Annotated in this window: 13 protein-coding genes and 1 pseudogene; 7 read left to right on the top strand and 7 right to left on the bottom strand. The window is 71.3% G+C overall.

The window, feature by feature from the left end:
- Window positions 1-41: 41 nt before the first annotated feature.
- A pseudogene (locus tag GWJ10_RS04220) lies at window positions 42-623 on the bottom strand (NUDIX hydrolase); the annotation flags it as partial.
- A 152-nt stretch (window positions 624-775) separates the two neighbouring features.
- On the opposite strand from GWJ10_RS04220, the gene GWJ10_RS04215 reads away from it, so the two are divergent.
- Entirely contained in the window at window positions 776-2,230 is a 1,455-nt protein-coding gene (locus tag GWJ10_RS04215; RefSeq protein ID WP_277394939.1) for a CCA tRNA nucleotidyltransferase, read from the top strand.
- A gap of 135 nt (window positions 2,231-2,365) precedes the next feature.
- Here the strand turns inward: GWJ10_RS04215 and GWJ10_RS04210 are convergent, their stop codons facing one another.
- The 4 genes from GWJ10_RS04210 to GWJ10_RS04195 all read right to left on the bottom strand — a co-directional run bounded on the left by GWJ10_RS04210 (window position 2,366) and on the right by GWJ10_RS04195 (window position 7,754).
- Window positions 2,366-3,943, bottom strand: coding sequence for an MDR family MFS transporter (locus GWJ10_RS04210; RefSeq protein WP_232322668.1), 1,578 nt, complete (start codon window positions 3,941-3,943; stop codon window positions 2,366-2,368).
- Window positions 3,944-4,269: 326 nt separating this feature from the next.
- Window positions 4,270-5,601 (bottom strand): MFS transporter, encoded by a 1,332-nt coding sequence (locus tag GWJ10_RS04205; protein WP_061268288.1) that lies wholly within the window; start codon window positions 5,599-5,601, stop codon window positions 4,270-4,272.
- A gap of 369 nt (window positions 5,602-5,970) precedes the next feature.
- Window positions 5,971-7,062: an inositol-3-phosphate synthase gene (locus GWJ10_RS04200; RefSeq protein WP_074803974.1), complete on the bottom strand. Its 1,092-nt coding sequence runs from the start codon at window positions 7,060-7,062 to the stop codon at window positions 5,971-5,973.
- Window positions 7,059-7,754, bottom strand: coding sequence for a PadR family transcriptional regulator (locus tag GWJ10_RS04195; protein ID WP_163185416.1), 696 nt, complete (start codon window positions 7,752-7,754; stop codon window positions 7,059-7,061). The genes GWJ10_RS04200 and GWJ10_RS04195 overlap by 4 nt, the downstream gene beginning before the upstream one ends.
- Before the next feature lie 414 nt (window positions 7,755-8,168).
- Between GWJ10_RS04195 and GWJ10_RS04190 the strand changes: the two genes are divergently transcribed.
- The 5 genes from GWJ10_RS04190 to rplI all read left to right on the top strand — a co-directional run bounded on the left by GWJ10_RS04190 (window position 8,169) and on the right by rplI (window position 12,540).
- A complete protein-coding gene (locus GWJ10_RS04190) occupies window positions 8,169-10,592 on the top strand; it encodes a penicillin-binding protein (RefSeq protein ID WP_163185413.1) in 2,424 nt (807 codons plus the stop codon).
- A 153-nt stretch (window positions 10,593-10,745) separates the two neighbouring features.
- Window positions 10,746-11,036 (top strand): 30S ribosomal protein S6, encoded by a 291-nt coding sequence (rpsF, locus tag GWJ10_RS04185; protein WP_009863694.1) that lies wholly within the window; start codon window positions 10,746-10,748, stop codon window positions 11,034-11,036.
- Window positions 11,037-11,190: 154 nt separating this feature from the next.
- Window positions 11,191-11,736: a single-stranded DNA-binding protein gene (locus tag GWJ10_RS04180; protein WP_021481583.1), complete on the top strand. Its 546-nt coding sequence runs from the start codon at window positions 11,191-11,193 to the stop codon at window positions 11,734-11,736.
- Window positions 11,737-11,837: 101 nt separating this feature from the next.
- Complete coding sequence (gene rpsR, locus GWJ10_RS04175; protein WP_021481584.1) at window positions 11,838-12,074, top strand: 30S ribosomal protein S18; 237 nt, start codon at window positions 11,838-11,840, stop codon at window positions 12,072-12,074.
- Between the two features lie 19 nt (window positions 12,075-12,093).
- Window positions 12,094-12,540, top strand: coding sequence for a 50S ribosomal protein L9 (gene rplI / locus GWJ10_RS04170; RefSeq protein ID WP_021481585.1), 447 nt, complete (start codon window positions 12,094-12,096; stop codon window positions 12,538-12,540).
- Between the two features lie 99 nt (window positions 12,541-12,639).
- Here the strand turns inward: rplI and GWJ10_RS04165 are convergent, their stop codons facing one another.
- On the bottom strand, window positions 12,640-13,935 hold the full coding sequence (locus tag GWJ10_RS04165) for an MATE family efflux transporter (protein ID WP_034650875.1): 1,296 nt from the start codon (window positions 13,933-13,935) through the stop codon (window positions 12,640-12,642).
- A 472-nt stretch (window positions 13,936-14,407) separates the two neighbouring features.
- On the opposite strand from GWJ10_RS04165, the gene GWJ10_RS04160 reads away from it, so the two are divergent.
- The gene (locus GWJ10_RS04160) at window positions 14,408-18,280 is read left to right on the top strand and encodes a replicative DNA helicase (RefSeq protein ID WP_163185407.1); all 3,873 of its coding nucleotides are present in this window, start codon (window positions 14,408-14,410) and stop codon (window positions 18,278-18,280) included.
- A 264-nt stretch (window positions 18,281-18,544) separates the two neighbouring features.
- On the opposite strand, the gene GWJ10_RS04155 is transcribed toward GWJ10_RS04160, so the two are convergent.
- Window positions 18,545-19,360, bottom strand: coding sequence for a CPBP family intramembrane glutamic endopeptidase (locus GWJ10_RS04155; protein ID WP_163185404.1), 816 nt, complete (start codon window positions 19,358-19,360; stop codon window positions 18,545-18,547).
- Window positions 19,361-19,362 lie beyond the last annotated feature (2 nt).

The raw sequence follows: 19,362 nt of genomic DNA, 5'->3' as shown, positions 1-19,362 counted from the left end.
CTACTCTCGACCACCCCGTGGAACCGCGTGCGACGGCCCTCGAGGACGCCCTGCGCGACGACGGCGATGCGCCGCTCGTTCGGGTACGCCAGCCGGGCCGGAAGGTCCACGACCGGGATCCAGGCGACGTCCTCGGCCTCGCCGTCCGGGTCGCCCTCGACCGTGAGGTGCCCGCCCGTCGCGCGGAGCAGGAAGTGGTGGACGACCTTGTGCACGCGCCGGTCGTCGCCCGTGAACCAGTAGTCGATGACGCCGAGGGGCTCCTGCACCGCGCCGCGGATGCCCGTCTCCTCCGCGATCTCGCGGACGGCCGCCTGCTCGGGCGTCTCGTCGCCCTCGAGGTGGCCCTTCGGCAGGCACCACTCCAGGCGGCCCCCGCGGTTGCGCCGCGCGATGATCGCCGCGCACGGGTAGCCACCGGCGACGGTGATGACGAGGCCGCCCGCGGAGACCTCGTCGACGACCGGGAGCGGCGCCGGCGCGGGGCCCGGTCGCGAGCGCGGGTCGATGCGGAGGGCGTGGCCGCCCGGCGGGGCCGGGACGGGGGCGGGCTGGCCGCGGCCGTCGCCACGCCCGCCCGCCGGATCCCTCCGGGGGTCGTCGGCGTGCGCGGGGGTGGACATGGGTTCAACTTTACCGAGTGGGCACCCACCTCCCCGGGACCGGCTCCCCGGCGCGGGCGCCGCATCTGGCAGGCTTGGGTGTCGTGCCCCAGCCTTCGTCCCCCTCGCCGTCGCCCCAGCCGACACCGCCCGCGACACCGCACGCGCTCGAGCTGCAGCGCCGCGCCCTCGCGGTGCTCACCGAGATGGCGCCCGCGGCGATCGAGCTCGGCGAGGCGTTCCGGGCCGCGGGCCACGAGCTCGCGCTCGTCGGGGGACCGGTCCGCGACGCGTTCCTCGGGCGGGCGAGCAACGACCTCGACTTCGCCACCTCCGCGTCGCCCGACGAGACCGAGGCGATCCTCGCGCGGTGGGGCGACGCGCACTGGGACATCGGCAAGGAGTTCGGCACGATCGGCGCGAAGCGCTTCGGGCGCAGCGGCCCCGGTGACGACCTCGTCGTCGAGGTGACGACGTACCGGACGGACGAGTACGACCCGACGTCACGCAAGCCCGTCGTCGCGTTCGGCGACACGCTCGAGGGCGACCTGTCGCGCCGCGACTTCACCGTCAACGCGATGGCCGTGCGGGTGCCGGACATGACGTTCGTCGACCCGTTCGACGGCCTGGGCGACCTCGCCCGCCGCGTCCTGCGCACCCCGATCGCCCCCGAGCAGTCGTTCGACGACGACCCGCTGCGCATGATGCGCGCGGCGCGGTTCGCCGCGCAGCTCGAGTTCGACGTCGACGGCGGGACGCTCGCCGCGCTGGTCCTCATGACCGAGCGCATCGAGATCGTCTCGGCCGAGCGCGTGCGCGACGAGCTGTCGAAGCTGCTGTGCGGCGCCGCGCCGCGGCGCGGGCTCGAGGTCCTCGTGGACACGGGCCTCGCCGACCACGTGCTGCCCGAGCTGCCCGCGCTCAAGCTCGAGATCGACGAGCACCACCGGCACAAGGACGTGTACGAGCACTCGCTCACGGTCCTCGACCAGGCCATCGCGCAGGAGACCGGGCCCGACGGCGCCGTCCCCTCGCCCGACCTCGTGCTCCGCCTCGCGGCGCTCCTGCACGACGTCGGCAAGCCGCCCACGCGCCGGTTCGAGGCCGGGGGCGGCGTGAGCTTCCACCACCACGAGGTCGTCGGCGCCAAGATGGTCGCCAAGCGCCTCAAGGCGCTGCGGTACGACAAGCAGGTGGTCAAGGACGTCGCGCGCCTCGTCGAGCTGCACCTGCGGTTCCACGGCTACGGCGACGGCGCGTGGACCGACTCGGCCGTGCGCCGCTACGTGACCGACGCCGGCCCGCTGCTCGAGCGCCTGCACCGCCTCACGCGCGCCGACTGCACGACCCGCAACCGGCGCAAGGCCCAGCGGCTGCGCGAGTCGTACGACGACCTGGAGCGCCGCATCGCCGACCTCCAGGCGAAGGAGGAGCTCGACGCCGTCCGCCCCGACCTCGACGGGCAGCAGATCATGGAGATCCTCGGGATCCGCCCCGGGCCCGTGGTGGGGAAGGCGTACAAGCACCTGCTGGAGCTGCGCCTCGACCGGGGCCCCGTCGACGAGGAGACGGCGCGCGCGGACCTCCTGCGGTGGTGGGCCGAGCAGCCGGAGTCGTCGGCGTCCTGAGCGTGGCGTACCCCCGGCGCGCGGGTGAGCCCTCGGGGGTGAGAAGGAGCGAAGACACCGAAGGGGTGCCGCTCTCGGGCTGATGAGAGCGGCACCCCTCGCCGTGCTCGCGGGTGCGACGTCGTGCCGGTCGCCTCAGACGTCGTCGGTGGCCAGGGCGGCCTCGACCTTCACGTCCGCGGTGCGGGCGTCCGTGGCGCGGGAGTCCCCGGTGCGGGCGTCCTCGACCGGGGCGTCCTGCGTGCCGGGCTGCGCCGGGCCGTGCCCGTGCGCCGGCGGCGCGCTGCGGCGCAGGAGGAACGACAGGCCGACGGCGACCAGCATGACCGCCGTGCCCCAGACGAACGCGTCGCCGACGCCCTCGGCCAGCGCCACCCGGGGCGACGCGCCCGCCTCGCCGTACGCGATCGAGCGCGACGTCATGACGGCGACGAACATCGCGGTCCCCGCGGCACCCGCGAGCTGCTGCACCGTGCCGATCGACGCGGAGCCGTGCGAGTACTGGTGCGGCTCGAGCGACGAGAGCGCCGACGTGAACAGCGGCGTGAACATGAACGCGAGGCCCAGGCTCAGCGTGACGTGCAGCGCCAGGACGAACCACGGCGACGAGTCGGCGTGGATCGTCGTGAAGGCCGCGAGGGCCACCGCGACGACGCTCACGCCCGGGATGACGAGCGGACGCGGTCCCACCCGGTCGTAGAGCCGGCCGACGGTCGGGCCGAGCAGACCCATGAGGAGCCCGCCCGGGAGCACGATGAGCCCGGTCGCGAGCGGCTCGAGGCCCATCGCGTCCTGGAGGAACAGCGGCAGGAGGATGAGCGAGCCGAACATCGCGACCATGCCGACGGCCATGATGCCGAGCGGCACGCTGAACCCGCGGTGCGTGAACACGCGCAGGTCGAGCAGGGCGCGGTCCTCGCGCTGGAGGACGATCTGCCGCCACGCGAACGCGGCGAGCGCGAGGACGCCGAGAGCGAGCGGCACGGCCGGCGGGACGACGGGCGTGTGGCGCGCGGCCTCCCCGATGCTCGAGAGCCCGTAGACGAGCCCGCCGAACGCGAACGCCGCGAGGACGAGGGAGAACGGGTCGAGGCGCGAGTGCGTACGGTCTGCGACGTCCCGGATGTACAGGAAGCCGAGGAGGAGCGCGACGAGGCCGATGGGCAGCACGATGCCGAAGACCCACCGCCAGCTCAGGGAGTTGAGGATGAGACCCGAGAGCGACGGACCGAGCGCGGGCGCGGCGGCCATGACGATCGAGATGTTGCCCATGACCTTGCCGCGGATGGCCGGCGGCACGAGCGTCATGATCGTCGTCATGAGCAGCGGCATCATGATGGCCGTGCCCGACGCCTGGACGACGCGCCCGACGAGCAGCCACGCGAAGCCGGGGGAGAGCGCGGCGAGCAGCGTGCCCGCGCTGAACAGCGACATCGCGAGCAGGTAGGCGCCGCGCGTCCCGAGCCGTTGGAGCAGGAACCCGGTCGCCGGGATGACGACGGCCATGGTCAGCATGAACGCCGTCGTGAGCCACTGGCCCGTGCTCGCGGTGATCCCGAGGTCCGCCATGAGCGGCGCGAGCGCCACGCTCATCGTCGTCTCGTTGAGGATCACGACGAACGCCGAGCCGAGCAGCAGCGCGATGACGAGGAAGTCCGCCCGGGGGAGGCGGTCGACGGCGGCCGAGGTGTCGTGGGTGGGGGAGGCTGTCACGGTGTGTCTCCGCTCGCGTCGGTGGCGTCCCGGGCGCAGGGTCGGACCCGGTCGGGGGGCAGGGTGCGCTGCAGGGCAGCGCGACGGTCGCGTGCGGGGGCACGCGACGACGGTGTCGGTTCGGTCGGCGGGGCCACGAGCAGGGTGACCCGACCCGGGACGGCCCGCGCGGCGCTCGCCGCGAGATCCGTACCCTGTACGACCATTCACCATCCTGCGTTATTCCCGCCGACGGTGACGACCTCTTTTCCGCCCCGGACTCATCGGTACGCCGAGGGCAGAAGGAGGCCCGCGCGCGTCGCGCAGGCGGTCGAGGGGACGGCGCGTCAGGCGTGCGGCGTGCGGGGGGACGCCCCGGCGTCGGGCACGACGGCGTCGCCCGGCTCGGACGGCGTGCGAGCGCCCCGCGTCCACAGGACCAGGGCGGCGACGCAGTACGCCACCGCCAGCACGGCGAACACGCCGCGCGACCAGCCCGTGTCCGGGAGGGTGAAGGCCGCGAGGGCCGCCGCGCCCACGAACGCCGCGTTGTAGAGCACGTCGTAGAACGCGAACGCGCGGCCGCGGAACTCGTCGTCCGTGTCGCGCTGGACGATCGTGTCCACCGCGATCTTCGTGCCCTGGGCGGCCAGGCCCAGCAGCGTCGCGCCCGTGAACACCACCGCGCGCGACGGCGTCGTGACGAGCAGGAGCTGGCTCGCCGCCGCGAGCAGCAGCATGATCGCGATCCACACCTGGGGACCGGTGCGGCGCGACAGGAACGGGGTGATGACCGCCGCCGCGGCACCCCCCACGCCGGTGAGCCCCACGACGAGCCCGAACGTCACGAAGCCCGCGTCCTGGTCGCCGGGGCTCAGGAGGTTGCGCGCGATGAGGATCGACGCGATGAACACCACGCCGTAGAGGAAGCGGTGCGTCGCCATCGCGAGCAGCGCCTGCCCCGGCGTGCGGCGCGCGACGAGGTACCGGGCGCCGTCGGCCAGACCGCGCGCGACCCGCGCGATCTCCGAGCGGATCGCGGACTCCGCCGGGCGCTCCGGGCCGAGCTGCGTGCGCCCGAGGCGCAGCGCCAGGAGCGACGCGACGCCGAAGACCAGCGCCGCGCACACGAGCGCCGACGAGTCCTTGACCCGGCCCGGCTCGAACGCCAGCCCGAGCACCACGCCGATCCCGCCCCCGACGAACGCCGCACCCGCGCCGAGCGTCGGCGTGAGGGAGTTCGCCGTGAGGAGCAGCGGGCCGTCGACGACCCGCGGCAGGCCCGCCGAGAGCCCCGCGAGCAGGAAGCGGTTCACGGACAGCGCGGCCAGGCCCAGCGCGTAGATCCAGCCGCTCACCCCGCCTGTCAGCATGAGCACCGCCATGCCGAGCGTGATGACGACGCGCACCGCGTTGCCCCACGCGAGGACCTGACGACGCTGCCACCGGTCGAGGAACACCCCGGCGAACGGGCCGACGATCGTGAACGGCGCGAGCATCACCGCGAACGCGCCCGCGATGGCCGCCGCCGTGCCCTGCGACTCGGGGGAGAAGAACAGGAGCGACGCCAGGCCGACCTGGAACATGCCGTCCCCGGCCTGCGACACGAGCCGGACGGCGAACAGCTTGCGGAAGCCGTCCAGGCGCAGCAGCGCCCGCAGCTCGGAGATCACACCCACGCGGTCACCCTACGTTCGTCGTCGTGCGGTCGGACATGCGGTTGTCCCCCGTGGGGCGTCGTGCGGCGGGTCGGGGGCCGACGGCGCTGGTCGGGGCCGACGACGAACCCGGCCGAGCGAGGTAGAGCCCTGGTCCTCCTGCCGGACGACCAGGGCTCTACCGCTGCCTACTCAGCGCTCAGCGCTCGACTCTTCGGTCGCGCTGGTCCTGCGCTCCGCTACGGCCGGGAGCCCGGCGAAAAGCGTGCCGGGCTCCCGACCTTCGCTGCACTCCGGATCAGCGCTCGACGTCTCCGGTCGCGCTGACCTTGCGCTCCGTGACGGTCGAGCGCCTCGTACCTCGGCCCTCACCCTCCACTGCGCTCCAGGTCAGCGCTCGACCTCACCGGCGATGAAGGCCTCCAGCTGCGCACGGCCCTTCGTGTCCTCCATCTGGACCGGCGGGGACTTCATGAAGTACGTCGAGGCCGAGAGGATCGGGCCGCCGACGCCGCGGTCCTTGGCGATCTTCGCGGCGCGGACGGCGTCGATGATGATGCCGGCGGAGTTGGGGGAGTCCCACACCTCGAGCTTGTACTCCAGGTTCAGCGGGACCTCGCCGAACGCGCGGCCCTCGAGGCGCACGTACGCCCACTTGCGGTCGTCGAGCCACGCGACGTAGTCCGACGGGCCGATGTGGACGTTGCGGTCCTCCGTCTTGCCGCCGAGCGGGCCCTCGAGGTTCGAGGTCACGGCCTGTGTCTTGGAGATCTTCTTGGACTCCAGGCGCTCGCGCTCGAGCATGTTCTTGAAGTCCATGTTGCCGCCGACGTTGAGCTGGTACGTGCGGTCCAGCACGACGCCGCGGTCCTCGAAGAGCTTCGCGAGCACGCGGTGCGTGATCGTCGCGCCGACCTGCGACTTGATGTCGTCGCCGACGATCGGGACGCCGGCCTCCTCGAACTTCGCGGCCCACTCCGGGTCGGACGCGATGAAGACGGGGAGCGCGTTGACGAACGCCACGCCGGCGTCGATCGCGGCCTGCGCGTAGAACTTCGCGGCCTGCTCCGAGCCCACGGGGAGGTAGCAGACGAGCACGTCGACCTGCGCCTCGCGCAGCGCGGCGACGACGTCGACCGGCTCCGCGTCCGACTCCTCGATCGTCTGCGCGTAGTACTTGCCGACGCCGTCGAGGGTCGGGCCGCGCTGGACGGTCACGCCGAGCGGCGGGACGTCGGCGATCTTGATCGTGTTGTTCTCGGAGGCGTTGATGGCCTCCGAGAGGTCGAAGCCGACCTTCTTCGCGTCGACGTCGAACGCCGCCACGAACTCCAGGCTCGACACGTGGTAGTCGCCGAACTGGACGTGCATGAGGCCCGGGACGGTGCTGCTCGGGTCGGCGTCACGGTAGAAGTGCACGCCCTGGACGAGGGACGATGCGCAGTTGCCTACGCCGACGATGGCGACGCGGATGGAGGTCATCCTCGCTCCTTGGTGTTCGTTGTTCCAGGGTCCTCGGGACGCCTCGCGCCGTCGGGCTCCTGCTCGGATGGTTCCGCAGGATGCGGGGTGCTGCTGGACCGCGCGCGGGCGGCGCCCCGGGGGTGCCCGGAGCTCCTGTCGCGCTCGGTGGTGATGAGACCGTCGAGCCAGCGCACCTCGCGCTCGACCTGCTCGAGTCCGTGACGTTGCAGCTCGAGCGTGTACTCGTCGAGCCGCTCGCGCGTGCGAGCCGCGGACTCCCTGACCGCCTCCAGCCTCTCGGTGAGCCGGGTGCGCCGGCCCTCGAGGATGCGGATGCGGGTCTCGGCGTCGGTCTGCGCGAAGAACGCGAACCGGACGTCGAAGCTCTCGTCCTCCCACGCCGCCGGCCCGGAGGAGGCCAGGACGGTCTGGAGGTGCTCCTTGCCCTCGGCCGTCAGCTCGTAGACGATCCGCGCGCGCTTGCCCGAGAGGGCGGGCGCGAGGGTCGACTGCGCGGCCGACTGCTCCGTGCCGGTGATGAGCCCGCGGGCCACCAGCGACTTGAGGGCGGGGTACAGCGAGCCGTAGGACAGCACGCGGAAGGAGCCGAGCATGATGTTGAGCCGCTTGCGCAGCTCGTACCCGTGCAGCGGCGCCTCCTTGAGGAGACCCAGGATCGCGGTCTCGAGCACAGGTGTCTTGCTCCGCACGATCCCACCTCCTGACGCTCCTCGGCGTAGCCCCGGAGGGACTCGCTGGGATCTGGTTCGACCCGATGTATCGAGTCGATACATCGACAGGTTAGGTCGTCCCGATGTGTCGTGCAATCCTGACCGGACTGTGACACACGTCGCCGGGCATGTGAAGAACCCGCGGAGGCGGCGGGACGCCCGGGCGAATCAATGGCGGACGATCCCGCTCACGGTGCGCTGAACCCTTGTCGGGACAGGGTGACGCCCTATTGTTCAGGGTGGTCCGGCGTGCGCCGACCTCGTGCCCGACGGCGGCCCGCCCCCGAGGCAGGGCCCGTCCCATCGGTCAGGTGGTCCCCGCACGGCGGCCCACGGGCAGGCCCGCGGTCGACGCGAGCCGGCTCCTCGATGCCCCCCAGAGGAAGGTAGACCGTGGCGCGATCCACGAGGACGAACGGACGGCCGACCCCGCGCGGGCGCCGTCGGTTCTTCAACTACCCACGCTCGCACGTCAAGGGCGTCCGCCGCTGGCTGCCGTCGTGGCGCGTGGTCGTCGGGACCATGCTGACGGGCATCGCGCTCGTCGCGGGCGTCGCCGTCGCCGCGTGGTTCACGACCGAGGTGCCGACGAAGCTGCCGAGCGTGGGGGCCCAGACGTCCACCGTCTACTGGGGTGACGGCACCACGGAGATGGGCAAGTACGCGGTCGAGAACCGCGAGATCGTCGACTACGCGACGTTGCCGCCGTACGTCGGCAACGCCGTCGTCGCCTCCGAGGACCGCACGTTCTGGACGAACTCCGGCGTCGACGTCAAGGGCATCGCGCGCGCCTTCTACAACAACATCAAGGGCGGCGGCCGTCAGGGCGCGTCCACGCTGACACAGCAGTACGTCGAGCGGTACTACACGGACTCGGTCACGGACTACGCGGGCAAGGCGCGCGAGGCGATCCTCGCCGTCAAGATCACGCAGCAGCAGGACAAGTCGGAGATCCTCGGCAACTACCTCAACACCATCTACTTCGGTCGCGGCGCCTACGGCATCCAGGCGGCGGCGCAGAAGTACTACGGCGTGAACGCCGCCGACCTCACGGTCTCGCAGGCGGCCATGATCGCCGGCATCATCCCCAGCCCCAGCAACTGGGACCCGGCCGTCAACCACGCCCAGGCCGAGGAGCGGTGGAAGCGGACGCTGCGGAACATGGAGGAGGACGGCCACATCACCGCCGCGGAGCGCCAGGCGGCGGTGGACGCGGGCTTCCCCGAGGCGATCCCGTACGTCAAGTCCCAGAAGTACGAGGGGCCCACCGGCTATCTGCTCGGCATGGTCGAGGACGAGCTCGCGAAGAACGACATCTCGTTCGACGCCCTCCAGACCAAGGGCTACAAGGTCACCACGACCATCGACGCGACGATGCAGCAGGCCGCGGTCGACACCGCGAACTCCCTCCCGCAGGAGGCGCGAGGCGACGAGAACCCCGTCTCGCCCAACCTGCGCCCCGCGATCGTGTCGATCGACCCCAACGACGGGTCGATCCGAGCCCTGTACGGGGGTCCCGACTACGTCACCCAGGCGTACAACAACGCGACGCGAGGTGCAGCGCAGGGAGGCTCGACGTTCAAGCCGTTCACCCTCATCGCGGCGCTCGAGGCCGGGCACACGCTCGACGAGCGCTACGACGGCAACTCGCCCAAGACGTTCCCCGACGCCAACAACGGCGAGGACTGGAAGGTCCGGAACTTCGGGGACGTGCCCTACGGCGACATCGACCTGGTCAAGGCGACCGCCAACTCCGTGAACACCGTGTACGCGGCGCTCAACATCGAGACCGGCCCTGAGAAGACGGCGGAGGTCGCCCACCGCCTCGGCATCTCGGACCGCACGGAGGTGCTGGGCAACGCGGCCAACGTCCTCGGCACCGCGACCGTGACGCCGCTGGAGCTCACGAACGCGTACGCGACCATCGCCTCGGGCGGCCTGCGGTCCACCCCGCACATCGTCGCGTCGGTCACGGACTCGCGCGGCAACCTCGTGTACCAGGCGCCGGGTGCCGACAAGCGCACCCAGGAGTTCACCACGGAGACCATGTCGGCCACGCAGTACGCGCTCGCGGAGGTCGTCAAGCAGGGTTCGGGGAAGCCCGCGCAGGAGATCGGGCGGCCCGCCGCCGGCAAGACGGGTACGTCGAACGAGAACAAGTCGGCGTGGTTCGCGGGATTCACCCCCGGGCTCGCGACGGTCGTCGGCCTCTACCAGGTCGGACCGAACGGCGAGGAGGAGCAGATCACGCCGTTCGGGCGCTGGGCCGACATGCGCAACCCCGAGATCACCGGTGGTTCGTGGCCCGTCGAGGCTTGGGCGTCCTACATGCAGGTCGCGGCGGCGAACCTCCCGGAGGGCGAGTTCCTGCCCTACAGCCCGCCCAAGCCGAAGCCGACGGAGACCCCGACGGAGACCCCGACGCAGACCCCGACCGAGGAGGCGCCGCCCGAGGAGCCGGAGGAGCCGCAGCAGCCGGCGAACGTGGCAGTCCCGTCCGTCGTCGGCATGGAGGCTCGCGCCGCGCGCGCCCAGCTCGAGGGCGCCGGCCTCAAGGTGCGGATCACCGAGGAGTTCTCCGACCAGCAGCCCCGGGGCTACGTGATCAGCCAGTCGTCCATGAGCGAGGTCCCGCCGGGGTCGACCATCGCGCTCGTCGTCTCGAAGGGCGCCGACCCGGGCCAGCAACCGCCTCCCGATCCCACGGACCCGGAGAACCCGGACCCGTCGCCCACGGAACCCGGGAACCCGGGCGGGGGAGGGAACGCCGGCGGGGGCAACGGCAACGTCGGCGGCATCATCCCGGGCCGGGGCTGACCTGCCCGTCGGCCGCAGATTTCCGGGCGCCCGCGCCGAGCGGGTACCCTGGGGAGCTGCCGTCCGCCCGTCGGACGGCAGCAGCATGAAGCATGAACCCTCCTGTCACGGAGAGACCGTGACCGCGAAGACCAGAGGAGGTGGGTTATCCGCATGCGTCAGTACGAACTGATGATCATCCTCGACCCCGAGATCGAGGAGCGCACCGTCGCCCCGTCGCTCGACAAGTACCTGTCGGTCATCAAGACTGACGGCGGCTCCGTCGACAAGGTGGACATCTGGGGTCGTCGCCGCCTGGCGTACGACATCAACAAGAAGTCCGAGGGCATCTACGCGGTCGTCGACTTCACGTCGACCTCCGACACCGCCAAGGAGCTGGACCGTCAGCTCGGCCTCAACGAGGTCGTCCTGCGGACCAAGATCCTGCGCACGGACGCTCGCTGATCCTCCCCGTCTCCCCCGTTCGACCGTCCTGCACCGGGATGCTGCACGCCGTAGCGCGTGTGGGCGCCGCGTGGTGGGATGAGCGACGCGAGAACGTTACGAGCGAGGCGCGCGGCGCCGTCGACGACACAGACGACACACGAAGGAGCTGGCCATGGCAGGTGACACCGTCATCACGGTGATCGGGAACCTCACGGGAGACCCGGAGCTGCGTTTCACCCCCTCGGGTGCGGCGGTGGCCAACTTCACGGTGGCGTCCACGCCGCGGACCTTCGACCGCCAGTCGAACGAGTGGAAGGACGGGGACACCCTGTTCATGCGCTGCTCGATCTGGCGCGAGGCCGCGGAGAACGTCGCGGAGTCGCTGACGAAGGGCATGCGCGTCATCGTGCAGGGTCGCCTCGTCCAGCGCTCGTACGAGACCCGTGAGGGGGAGAAGCGCACCGTCGTCGAGCTGCAGGTGGACGAGATCGGTCCTTCCCTGCGCTACGCCTCTGCCAAGGTCACCCGCGCTCAGCGCTCGGGTGGCGGTGGCGGCGGCTTCGGCGGCGGTGGCGGCTACGGAGGTGGCGCCAACTCCGGCGGCGCCTCCGGCGGCGGATTCAGCTCCGGCGGCGGTCAGCAGCAGAGCGACGACCCGTGGGCCACGGCTGGTCCCGCGTCGTCCGGTGGCTCGTTCTCCGACGAGCCCCCGTTCTGATCGTCCGCCACTCCCAGAACACACACCCGTCCCCGCGGGTGCCGCGCCGCTCGTCGGCGCGGTCCGCGCGCGGGGATCGCACCTTGTAGAGGAGCAACACCATGGCGAAGCCTGTGGTGCGCAAGCCCAAGAAGAAGTCCAACCCGCTGAAGTCGGCCAAGATCGAGTCGGTCGACTACAAGGACACGGCGCTGCTGCGCAAGTTCATCTCCGACCGCGGCAAGATCCGCGCGCGTCGCGTGACCGGCGTCTCCGTCCAGGAGCAGCGCCAGATCGCCCGTGCGGTGAAGAACGCGCGCGAGATGGCGCTGCTGCCGTACACGTCGACGGCTCGCTGAGCGGGAAGGGAGAGAACTCATGGCCAAGCTGATCCTGACCCACGAGGTCACCGGTCTCGGTGAGCCCGGCGACGTCGTCGAGGTGAAGGACGGGTACGCCCGTAACTTCCTCGTCCCGCGCAAGCTCGCCACGCCGTGGTCCAAGGGCGCCGAGTCGCAGGTGACTGCGATCCGCAAGGCGCGCAAGGCCCGCGAGATCGCGTCGCTCGACGACGCGAAGGCGATCCGCGACTCGCTGCAGGCGAAGCCGGTCGTCGTCGAGGCGAAGGCCGGCGCTGCCGGTCGCCTCTTCGGCGCCGTCACGACGGCGGACATCGCGTCCGCCGTGACGGCCGCCGGTGCGTCGGTCGACAAGCGCAAGATCGAGATCGGTCAGCCGATCAAGGCGACGGGGGACTACACGGTCTCCGTCCGCCTCCACCCGGAGGTCTCCGCGACCCTCGCGGTGAAGGTCGTCGCTGCCTGATCTGCTGCTGAGCAGTCCACGAAGGCCCGGTCCCTCCTCGGAGGGGCCGGGCCTTCGTCGCGTCCGGCCCCGTCGTGCTCGGCTGCGCGCGCCGAGCCCTCAGGCGGTGCCGGTGACCATCCAGGCGCTCCCGCGCGCGCGGAGCCCGGTGGTGACGGCGCGTGCCGCCATGAAGACCCCTGCGAAGGCGAGCCAGAGCCACGCGAGGCCCGCCGCGCCGTCGGGCGCCCAGTGCCGGACGGCGAGCGCGAACGGCGCGTAGACCACGAGCGTGAGCATGCCCGCCCAGGCGAGGAAGCGGCCGTCCCCGGCGCCGATGAGGACGCCGTCGAGCACGAACACCCACCCTGCCATCGGCAGGAGGACGCCGCACACCGCCATGCCGACGGCGACGGCGGTGCGGACCTCGGGGTCGGACGTGAAGAGGAGCGCGAACCACCAGCCGCCCGCGGCCATGACGACGCCCAGGCCTGCCCCGGCGGCGACGCCCCACTGGAGGGTGCGGCGCAGGACGGCGCGGACGCGGGGGACGTCGTCGGCCCCCAGCCCGTGCCCGACGAGCGCCTGCGCCGCGATGGCGAGCGCGTCGAGCGCGAAGGCCGCGAGCCCCCAGACGGAGTTCACGACCTGGTAGCCCGCGAGCGTGACCTCCCCGAGCCCGGTCGCGACGAACACGGTGAGGAGGATCGCGAGGCGGAGCGAGAGCGTGCGCACGAAGAGCGGCGCGCCGGCGCGCGCGTTGGCCCAGATCCCGCCTGCGGCGGGCCGCAGCGACGCGCCGTGGCGCCGGGCGCCGCGCACCACGACCACGACGAGCACCGCGCCCATGGTGAGCTGGGCGACGGCCGTCCCGATGCCGGACCCGGCGATCCCGAGCCCTGCCCCGTAGACGAGGACGACGTTGAGGACCGCGTTGAACGTCGCGCCGCCCGCGGCGACCCACAGGGGCGTCCGGGTGTCCTGCATGCCGCGCAGCACGCCGGTGGACGCGAGGACGAGGAGCATCCCGGGGAGGCCGAGCGCGGACCAGCGGAGGTAGACCACGGCGTGCTCGGCGACCTCGCCCGTGCCGCCCATCGCGCCGACGGCCCACGGGGCGGTCGTCCACAGGACGGCGGCGAGGAGCGCGCCGAGCCCGACGGCGAGCCAGAGGCCGTCGATCCCGGACTGGAGCGCCTCCCGCGTGTGGCCCGCACCGATGCGGCGCGCGACGGCGGCCGTGGTCGCGTAGGCGAGGAAGACGCACAGGCCGACGAGGGTCACGAGGAGGGTCGACGCGAGGGAGAGGCCCGCGAGCTGCGCGGTGCCGAGGTGGCCGACGACGGCGCTGTCGACGAGCACGAACAGCGGCTCGGCCACGAGCGCGCCGAGCGCCGGGACGGCGAGGGCCAGGATCTCGCGGTCGAGCCGGGACCGTGCGCGGGGACCTGTGGACGACGCACCGGGGCCGGATGGCGGCCCGGTGTCGTCGGGGTGGCCGGACGGTGTCCGGCGTGTCGTCGGCGTGTCGCCCGACTTTCTTTCTTCCACACCCCTGAGGGTAGTGATGAGGCTGGTCAGAGGCCGCTCACGGCGATGTACACAGGAAGATCGTGAGGTTGTCCACACCGTTTTCCACCGGGTGTGCACAGTGTGGGGGACTGTGTCCACAGGAACGGGGGTCCCTGTCCACCGGGCGTGCACAGGGCCGTTTGCAGGGCGTCCGGTGGCGATCTAGTGTCGCGGGGTCGTGCCTGTCGGAGGCGGGGGGCGCGGCCACCGGGACAGTCGTGTGGGTGGCCCGCGGTAGAACACGTGTACGACGAAGAGTGGTCCCGGTCGTGCGGTCCCGCAAGGGCCGTTCCAGTCCCGGGGGAGCGAGGGGCGCATGTCGATCGAGGAGCTCGAGGAGAGCTACGGGGGACCGGGGCCGTCGGGGTTCGACCGGACGCCGCCCCAGGACGTCGCCGCCGAGATGAGCGTGCTCGGCGGCATGCTGCTGTCGAAGGACGCCATCGCGGACGTCATCGAGCAGATCCGCGGCTCCGACTTCTACCGTCCGGCGCACGAGATCGTCTACGAGTCGATCATCGACCTCTACGGTCGCGGCGAGCCCGCCGACGCCATCACCGTCGTCGCGGAGCTGACCAAGCGCGGCGAGCTCCAGCGCATCGGCGGCGCGCCCTACATCCACGACCTCATGGCCGGCGTGCCGACCGCCGCCAACGCCGGGTACTACGCGCGCATCGTCCGCGAGCGTGCGGTCCTGCGCCGCCTCGTCGAGGCGGGCACGCGCATCGTGCAGCTCGGCTACGCGACCGACGGCGGCGACGTCGACGAGATCGTCAACAACGCCCAGGCCGAGGTCTACGCCGTCACGGAGCGGCGCACGACGGAGGACTACCTCCCCCTCGCCGAGATCCTCGGGCCCACGTTCGACGAGATCGAGGCCGCCCAGGGGCGCGGCGAGGGCATGACCGGCGTCCCCACCGGCTACTCCGACTTCGACCGGCTCACCAACGGCCTGCACCCTGGCCAGATGATCGTCGTCGCGGCGCGGCCGGCCATCGGCAAGGCGCTCGCGCTCGACACGCCCCTGCCCACGCCGTCGGGCTGGACGACGATGGGCGAGGTCGCGGTCGGTGATCTGCTGGTCTCCGCGGACGGGACGCCCACACGCGTCGTCGCGGCGACCGAGGTCATGGTCGACCGCCCCTGCTACGAGGTCGAACTCGACGACGGCACCGTGATCGTCGCGGACGCGCAGCACCAGTGGGTGACCTCGACCCGTGCCCAGCGACGCGCGGTCCGCGCCGGCGAGACGCCCGAGTCGTCCGTCCGCACGACCGAGGAGCTCGCGGCCACGGTCCGTTGTGTCACGGCGGACAACCGTGCGAACCACTCGATCGCCACGACGGCACCGCTGGACCTTCCCGAGGCCGACCTCCCGATCCACCCGTATGCGCTCGGGGTCTGGCTGGGCGACGGTAGCTCTCGGCGCGCCGAGTTCACGTCCGCCGACCCCGAGATCGCGATGCGGATCGAAGGGCTGGGCTACGTCGCACAGCCGAAGGGGAAGGCGGAGGGGCGTGCGCGGGCGTACAACATGCTCCTGCCCGAGCCAGAGCCCGTTGTTCGAGCGTGCATCGCGTGCGGCGGTGAGTTCACCCCGAAGCGCGCGACTCTCCTGGCGTGCGGGAAGGCCTGCGCAGCGCGGTCGCGCGGCATGGAGCGGCCTGCGCCTCCGACGTGCCCGGACTGCGGCGAGCCCGGGTGGGGCTTCCGACGGTGCCAGAGGTGCCACGCGACGAACGGCACCATGGGTGGACGGCTCCGCGCGCTCGGAGTCTTGTCGAACAAGCACATCCCCGCGGCGTATCTGCGCGCGAGCGAGACGCAACGACGCGAGCTTCTCGCGGGTCTGCTCGACACCGACGGGACGGTTACGCCGCAGGGAAGCGTCCAGATCTCGCTGACGAGCGAGCGCCTCGCGTTGCAGACGCGAGAGCTGGTCCTGTCCCTGGGATACCGCACGGGGTGGTCGACGAAGGCCGTCCAGGGTCGGACCGAGTCCTCGTCCACGGCGTACACGATCACCTTCACGACCGAGGACGACGTCTTCTGGCTGGAGCGCAAGCGGCTCGTCCACAAGGAGCGCCGTCGCCCTGGGACGGCGCGGCTCACCTCGCGGTTCGTGGTCGACGTCCGACGCGTCGACCCGGTGCCGGTGCGCTGCGTCGAGGTGGACCACCCGTCGCACCTGTACCTCGCGGGACGGTCGATGGTGCCGACGCACAATTCCGTCCTCGGCATCAACGTCGCGACGCACGCCGCGGTGCACCACCAGATGGCGGCCGTCATCTTCTCCCTGGAGATGAGCCGCAACGAGATCACGATGCGTCTGCTCGCCGCCGAGGCGAAGGTGCCGCTCACGCGGATGCGTTCCGGGAAGATGGACGAGCAGGACTGGCAGAAGCTCGCCTCGACGATGGGCAAGGTCGCCGAGGCTCCGCTGTTCATCGACGACTCGCCGAACATGTCGCTCATGGAGATCCGCGCCAAGTGCCGTCGGCTCAAGCAGCGCCACGACCTCAAGCTCGTCGTCATCGACTACCTCCAGCTCATGAGCTCCGGCAAGCGCGTCGAGTCGCGCCAGCAGGAGGTCTCGGAGTTCTCGCGTGCGCTCAAGCTGCTCGCGAAGGAGCTCGAGGTTCCTGTCATCGCGATCTCGCAGCTGAACCGTGGTCCGGAACAGCGTGGCGACAAGAAGCCGCAGATGAGCGACCTGCGTGAGTCGGGCTGCCTCACCGAGGACACGAAGATCCTGCGCGCGGACACCGGTGCGGAGACCAGTCTCGGTGAGCTGTTCGCGCTCAACGCCAAGGACGTCCCCGTGTGGGCGCTCAACGACCGGCTCCAGTACGTGCGCCGTCACCTCACCCACGTGTTCCCCACCGGGGTGAAGCCGGTGTTCAGGATGCGCCTCGCGTCGGGCAAGGAGATCGAGGCGACGGCGAACCACCCGTTCCTCACCTACGACGGCTGGACGGCGCTCGGGGACCTGGAGGTGGGCTCGCGCATCGGTGTGCCGCGCCACGTACCGGGGCCGGAGCGGAACCTGGAGTGGGACGACCGCAAGGTCGTCATGCTCGCGCACCTCCTCGGTGACGGGTCGTTCGTGAAGCGCCAGCCGATCCGCTACGCCTCGATCGACGAGCGGAACCTCGCGACCGTCTCCGAGGCCGCAGGCGCTTTCGGCATCACCCCGATCCGCGATGAATATGCCGCCGCAAGAGTCACGACCCTGCGCCTCCCGGCGCCCTACCGTCTCGCTCGCGGCCGCCGGAACCCCATCGCCGAGTGGCTCGACGACCTGGGCCTGTTCGGGGCGCGCAGCCACGAGAAGTTCATCCCGACGAGCGTCTTCCACCTGCCCAAGCGTCAGATCGCGCTCTTCATCAAGCACATCTGGGCCACGGACGGCTCGGTGACGATCAACAAGAACGGGCGCAGCGGTCGGATCTACTACGCCTCGACGTCCCGTGAGGTCGTCGACGGGCTGTCGCGCCTCCTGCTCCGCTTCGGCATCTCGACGCGCGTGCGCGCGGCGACACCCAAGGGGTCGTACCGCCCCGGGTACACGCTCGACGTGAGCGGGGTGGACGACCAGCGCCGCTTCCTCCAGGAGATCGGCGTGCACGGCGACCGCGGCGATGTCGCCGAGAAGCTGCTGACGATCATCCGCGAGACGCGGGCCAACACGAACGTCGACACCGTCCCGCGCCGGGTCTGGGACGACGTCCGCGAGATCCTCGTCGAGCGCGGCATGACGCACCGCGAGTTCGCGGCAGCGATCGGCACCGAGTTCTGCGGCAGCGCGCTGTGGAAGAACTCCCCGTCGAGGCACCGCCTCGGCAAGATCGCGGCTGTGCTCGAGAGCGAGGAGCTGGAGATCATGGCCGTCAACGACCTCCTGTGGGACGAGGTCGTCTCGATCGAGCCGATGGGGGAGAAACAGGTCTACGACGCCACAGTCCTCGACGGGCACAACTTCGTCGCGAACGGCATCGCGGCACACAACAGCATCGAGCAGGACGCCGACGTCGTGATCCTGCTCCACCGCGAGGACGCCTACGAGAAGGAGTCGCCACGCGCGGGCGAGGCGGATCTCATCGTGGCCAAGCACCGTAACGGTCCCACCGACACGATCACCGTCGCGTTCCAGGGCCACTACCAGCGCTTCGCCGACATGCAGATGTAGTGACGTGTTGTTGCCGAGATGTAGGCCACTCTGATCGATCCTGCGTGGAGTACACCCTGACGCCGCTCCGATGCTCGCGGGTGTCGAGATGCCATGGAGTTCGTCGCATCACCGCTCCGCCTCGTTCGGTAGAACACAGCCGGGAGCTACCGACAACGAGGGCCCCTCTCGACGCAACCTGCGGGCTCAAGCCGGTGGTTCGAGAGAGATCGGCGATCCGCGGCCGTGGCGTTCTGTCGCTGGGCTGCCTCTCCACAGTGCCGCTCAGGGCTCGACGCGCCATCGACGAGTCGCCTGAGCCCGCGGGGAGAGCGTCACCGACACGAGGGCAAGGATCACCACTCCCACGTTGGCGGCGAGGGTGCCCGCCCAGGTCGTCGGCGGGATGCCGAGGGTGAAGCTGGCGGCGTTGAACACCGTGTGGGTGAGGATGCACAGGAGCACCCCGTTCGTGTCCGCCACCCGGAAGATCGCGCCGTAGAGGAAGCGGAACGCCATGACCTGGACCGCGAACATCCAGAAGTCGATCTGACCGGACTCGTGGTTCGTGCCGGGAATGAAGAAGAGCGGCACGTGCCAGAGGAGCCAGACGATCCCGACCACCAGCGAGGACGGGACGAACCCCCACCGCCGATCGAGCCCGGGTTGCAGCGCGGTCATCCAGCCGGCCTCCTCCATGCCGCCGATGACGAGATTGCCCGGCAGGGACAGGAAGAACATGAACCACGGGAGCGCGTGCGCTGACGGTCCGGAGACCAGCAGGTGGAGCACGAAGTACAGCGCGAGCGCGGAGAGGGCGAGCAGAAACCCCGCGGGACGGCCACGGACGGCGAAGACGAGCCGCAGCCACTCCCGGAGGCCTGAGACCCTCCGGTTCGCTCGCAGGACGACGTAGGAGGCGATCGCGGGCGAGAGGATGTAGAGCGCGAACGGCACGTTCGCCAGGAGCTCGGGAACCGTGGTGACGACGTTGTGCACCTCGTAGCCGGAGCGGGCCGCCACGATCAGACCGCCGGAGAGCCCGTAGGCGATCAGGAACGTGAGCGTCACGAACTGGCGAGCGATCCGTGCGTCCGTCACCC

The sequence above is a fragment of the Cellulosimicrobium sp. SL-1 genome, from assembly GCF_011033075.1.
GTDB lineage: Bacteria > Actinomycetota > Actinomycetes > Actinomycetales > Cellulomonadaceae > Cellulosimicrobium > Cellulosimicrobium funkei.
The sequence above is the reverse complement of the archived record's forward strand: the minus strand, read 5'-3'. Positions and strand labels throughout refer to the sequence as shown.

Coding starts and splice junctions, on each gene's coding strand:
- GWJ10_RS04200 (WP_074803974.1), bottom strand. CDS start 7,062: ATGACCTCCATCCGCGTCGCCATCGTCGGCGTAGGCAACTGCGCATCG.
- rpsF (WP_009863694.1), top strand. CDS start 10,746: ATGCGTCAGTACGAACTGATGATCATCCTCGACCCCGAGATCGAGGAG.
- GWJ10_RS04180 (WP_021481583.1), top strand. CDS start 11,191: ATGGCAGGTGACACCGTCATCACGGTGATCGGGAACCTCACGGGAGAC.
- rpsR (WP_021481584.1), top strand. CDS start 11,838: ATGGCGAAGCCTGTGGTGCGCAAGCCCAAGAAGAAGTCCAACCCGCTG.
- rplI (WP_021481585.1), top strand. CDS start 12,094: ATGGCCAAGCTGATCCTGACCCACGAGGTCACCGGTCTCGGTGAGCCC.
- GWJ10_RS04160 (WP_163185407.1), top strand. CDS start 14,408: ATGTCGATCGAGGAGCTCGAGGAGAGCTACGGGGGACCGGGGCCGTCG.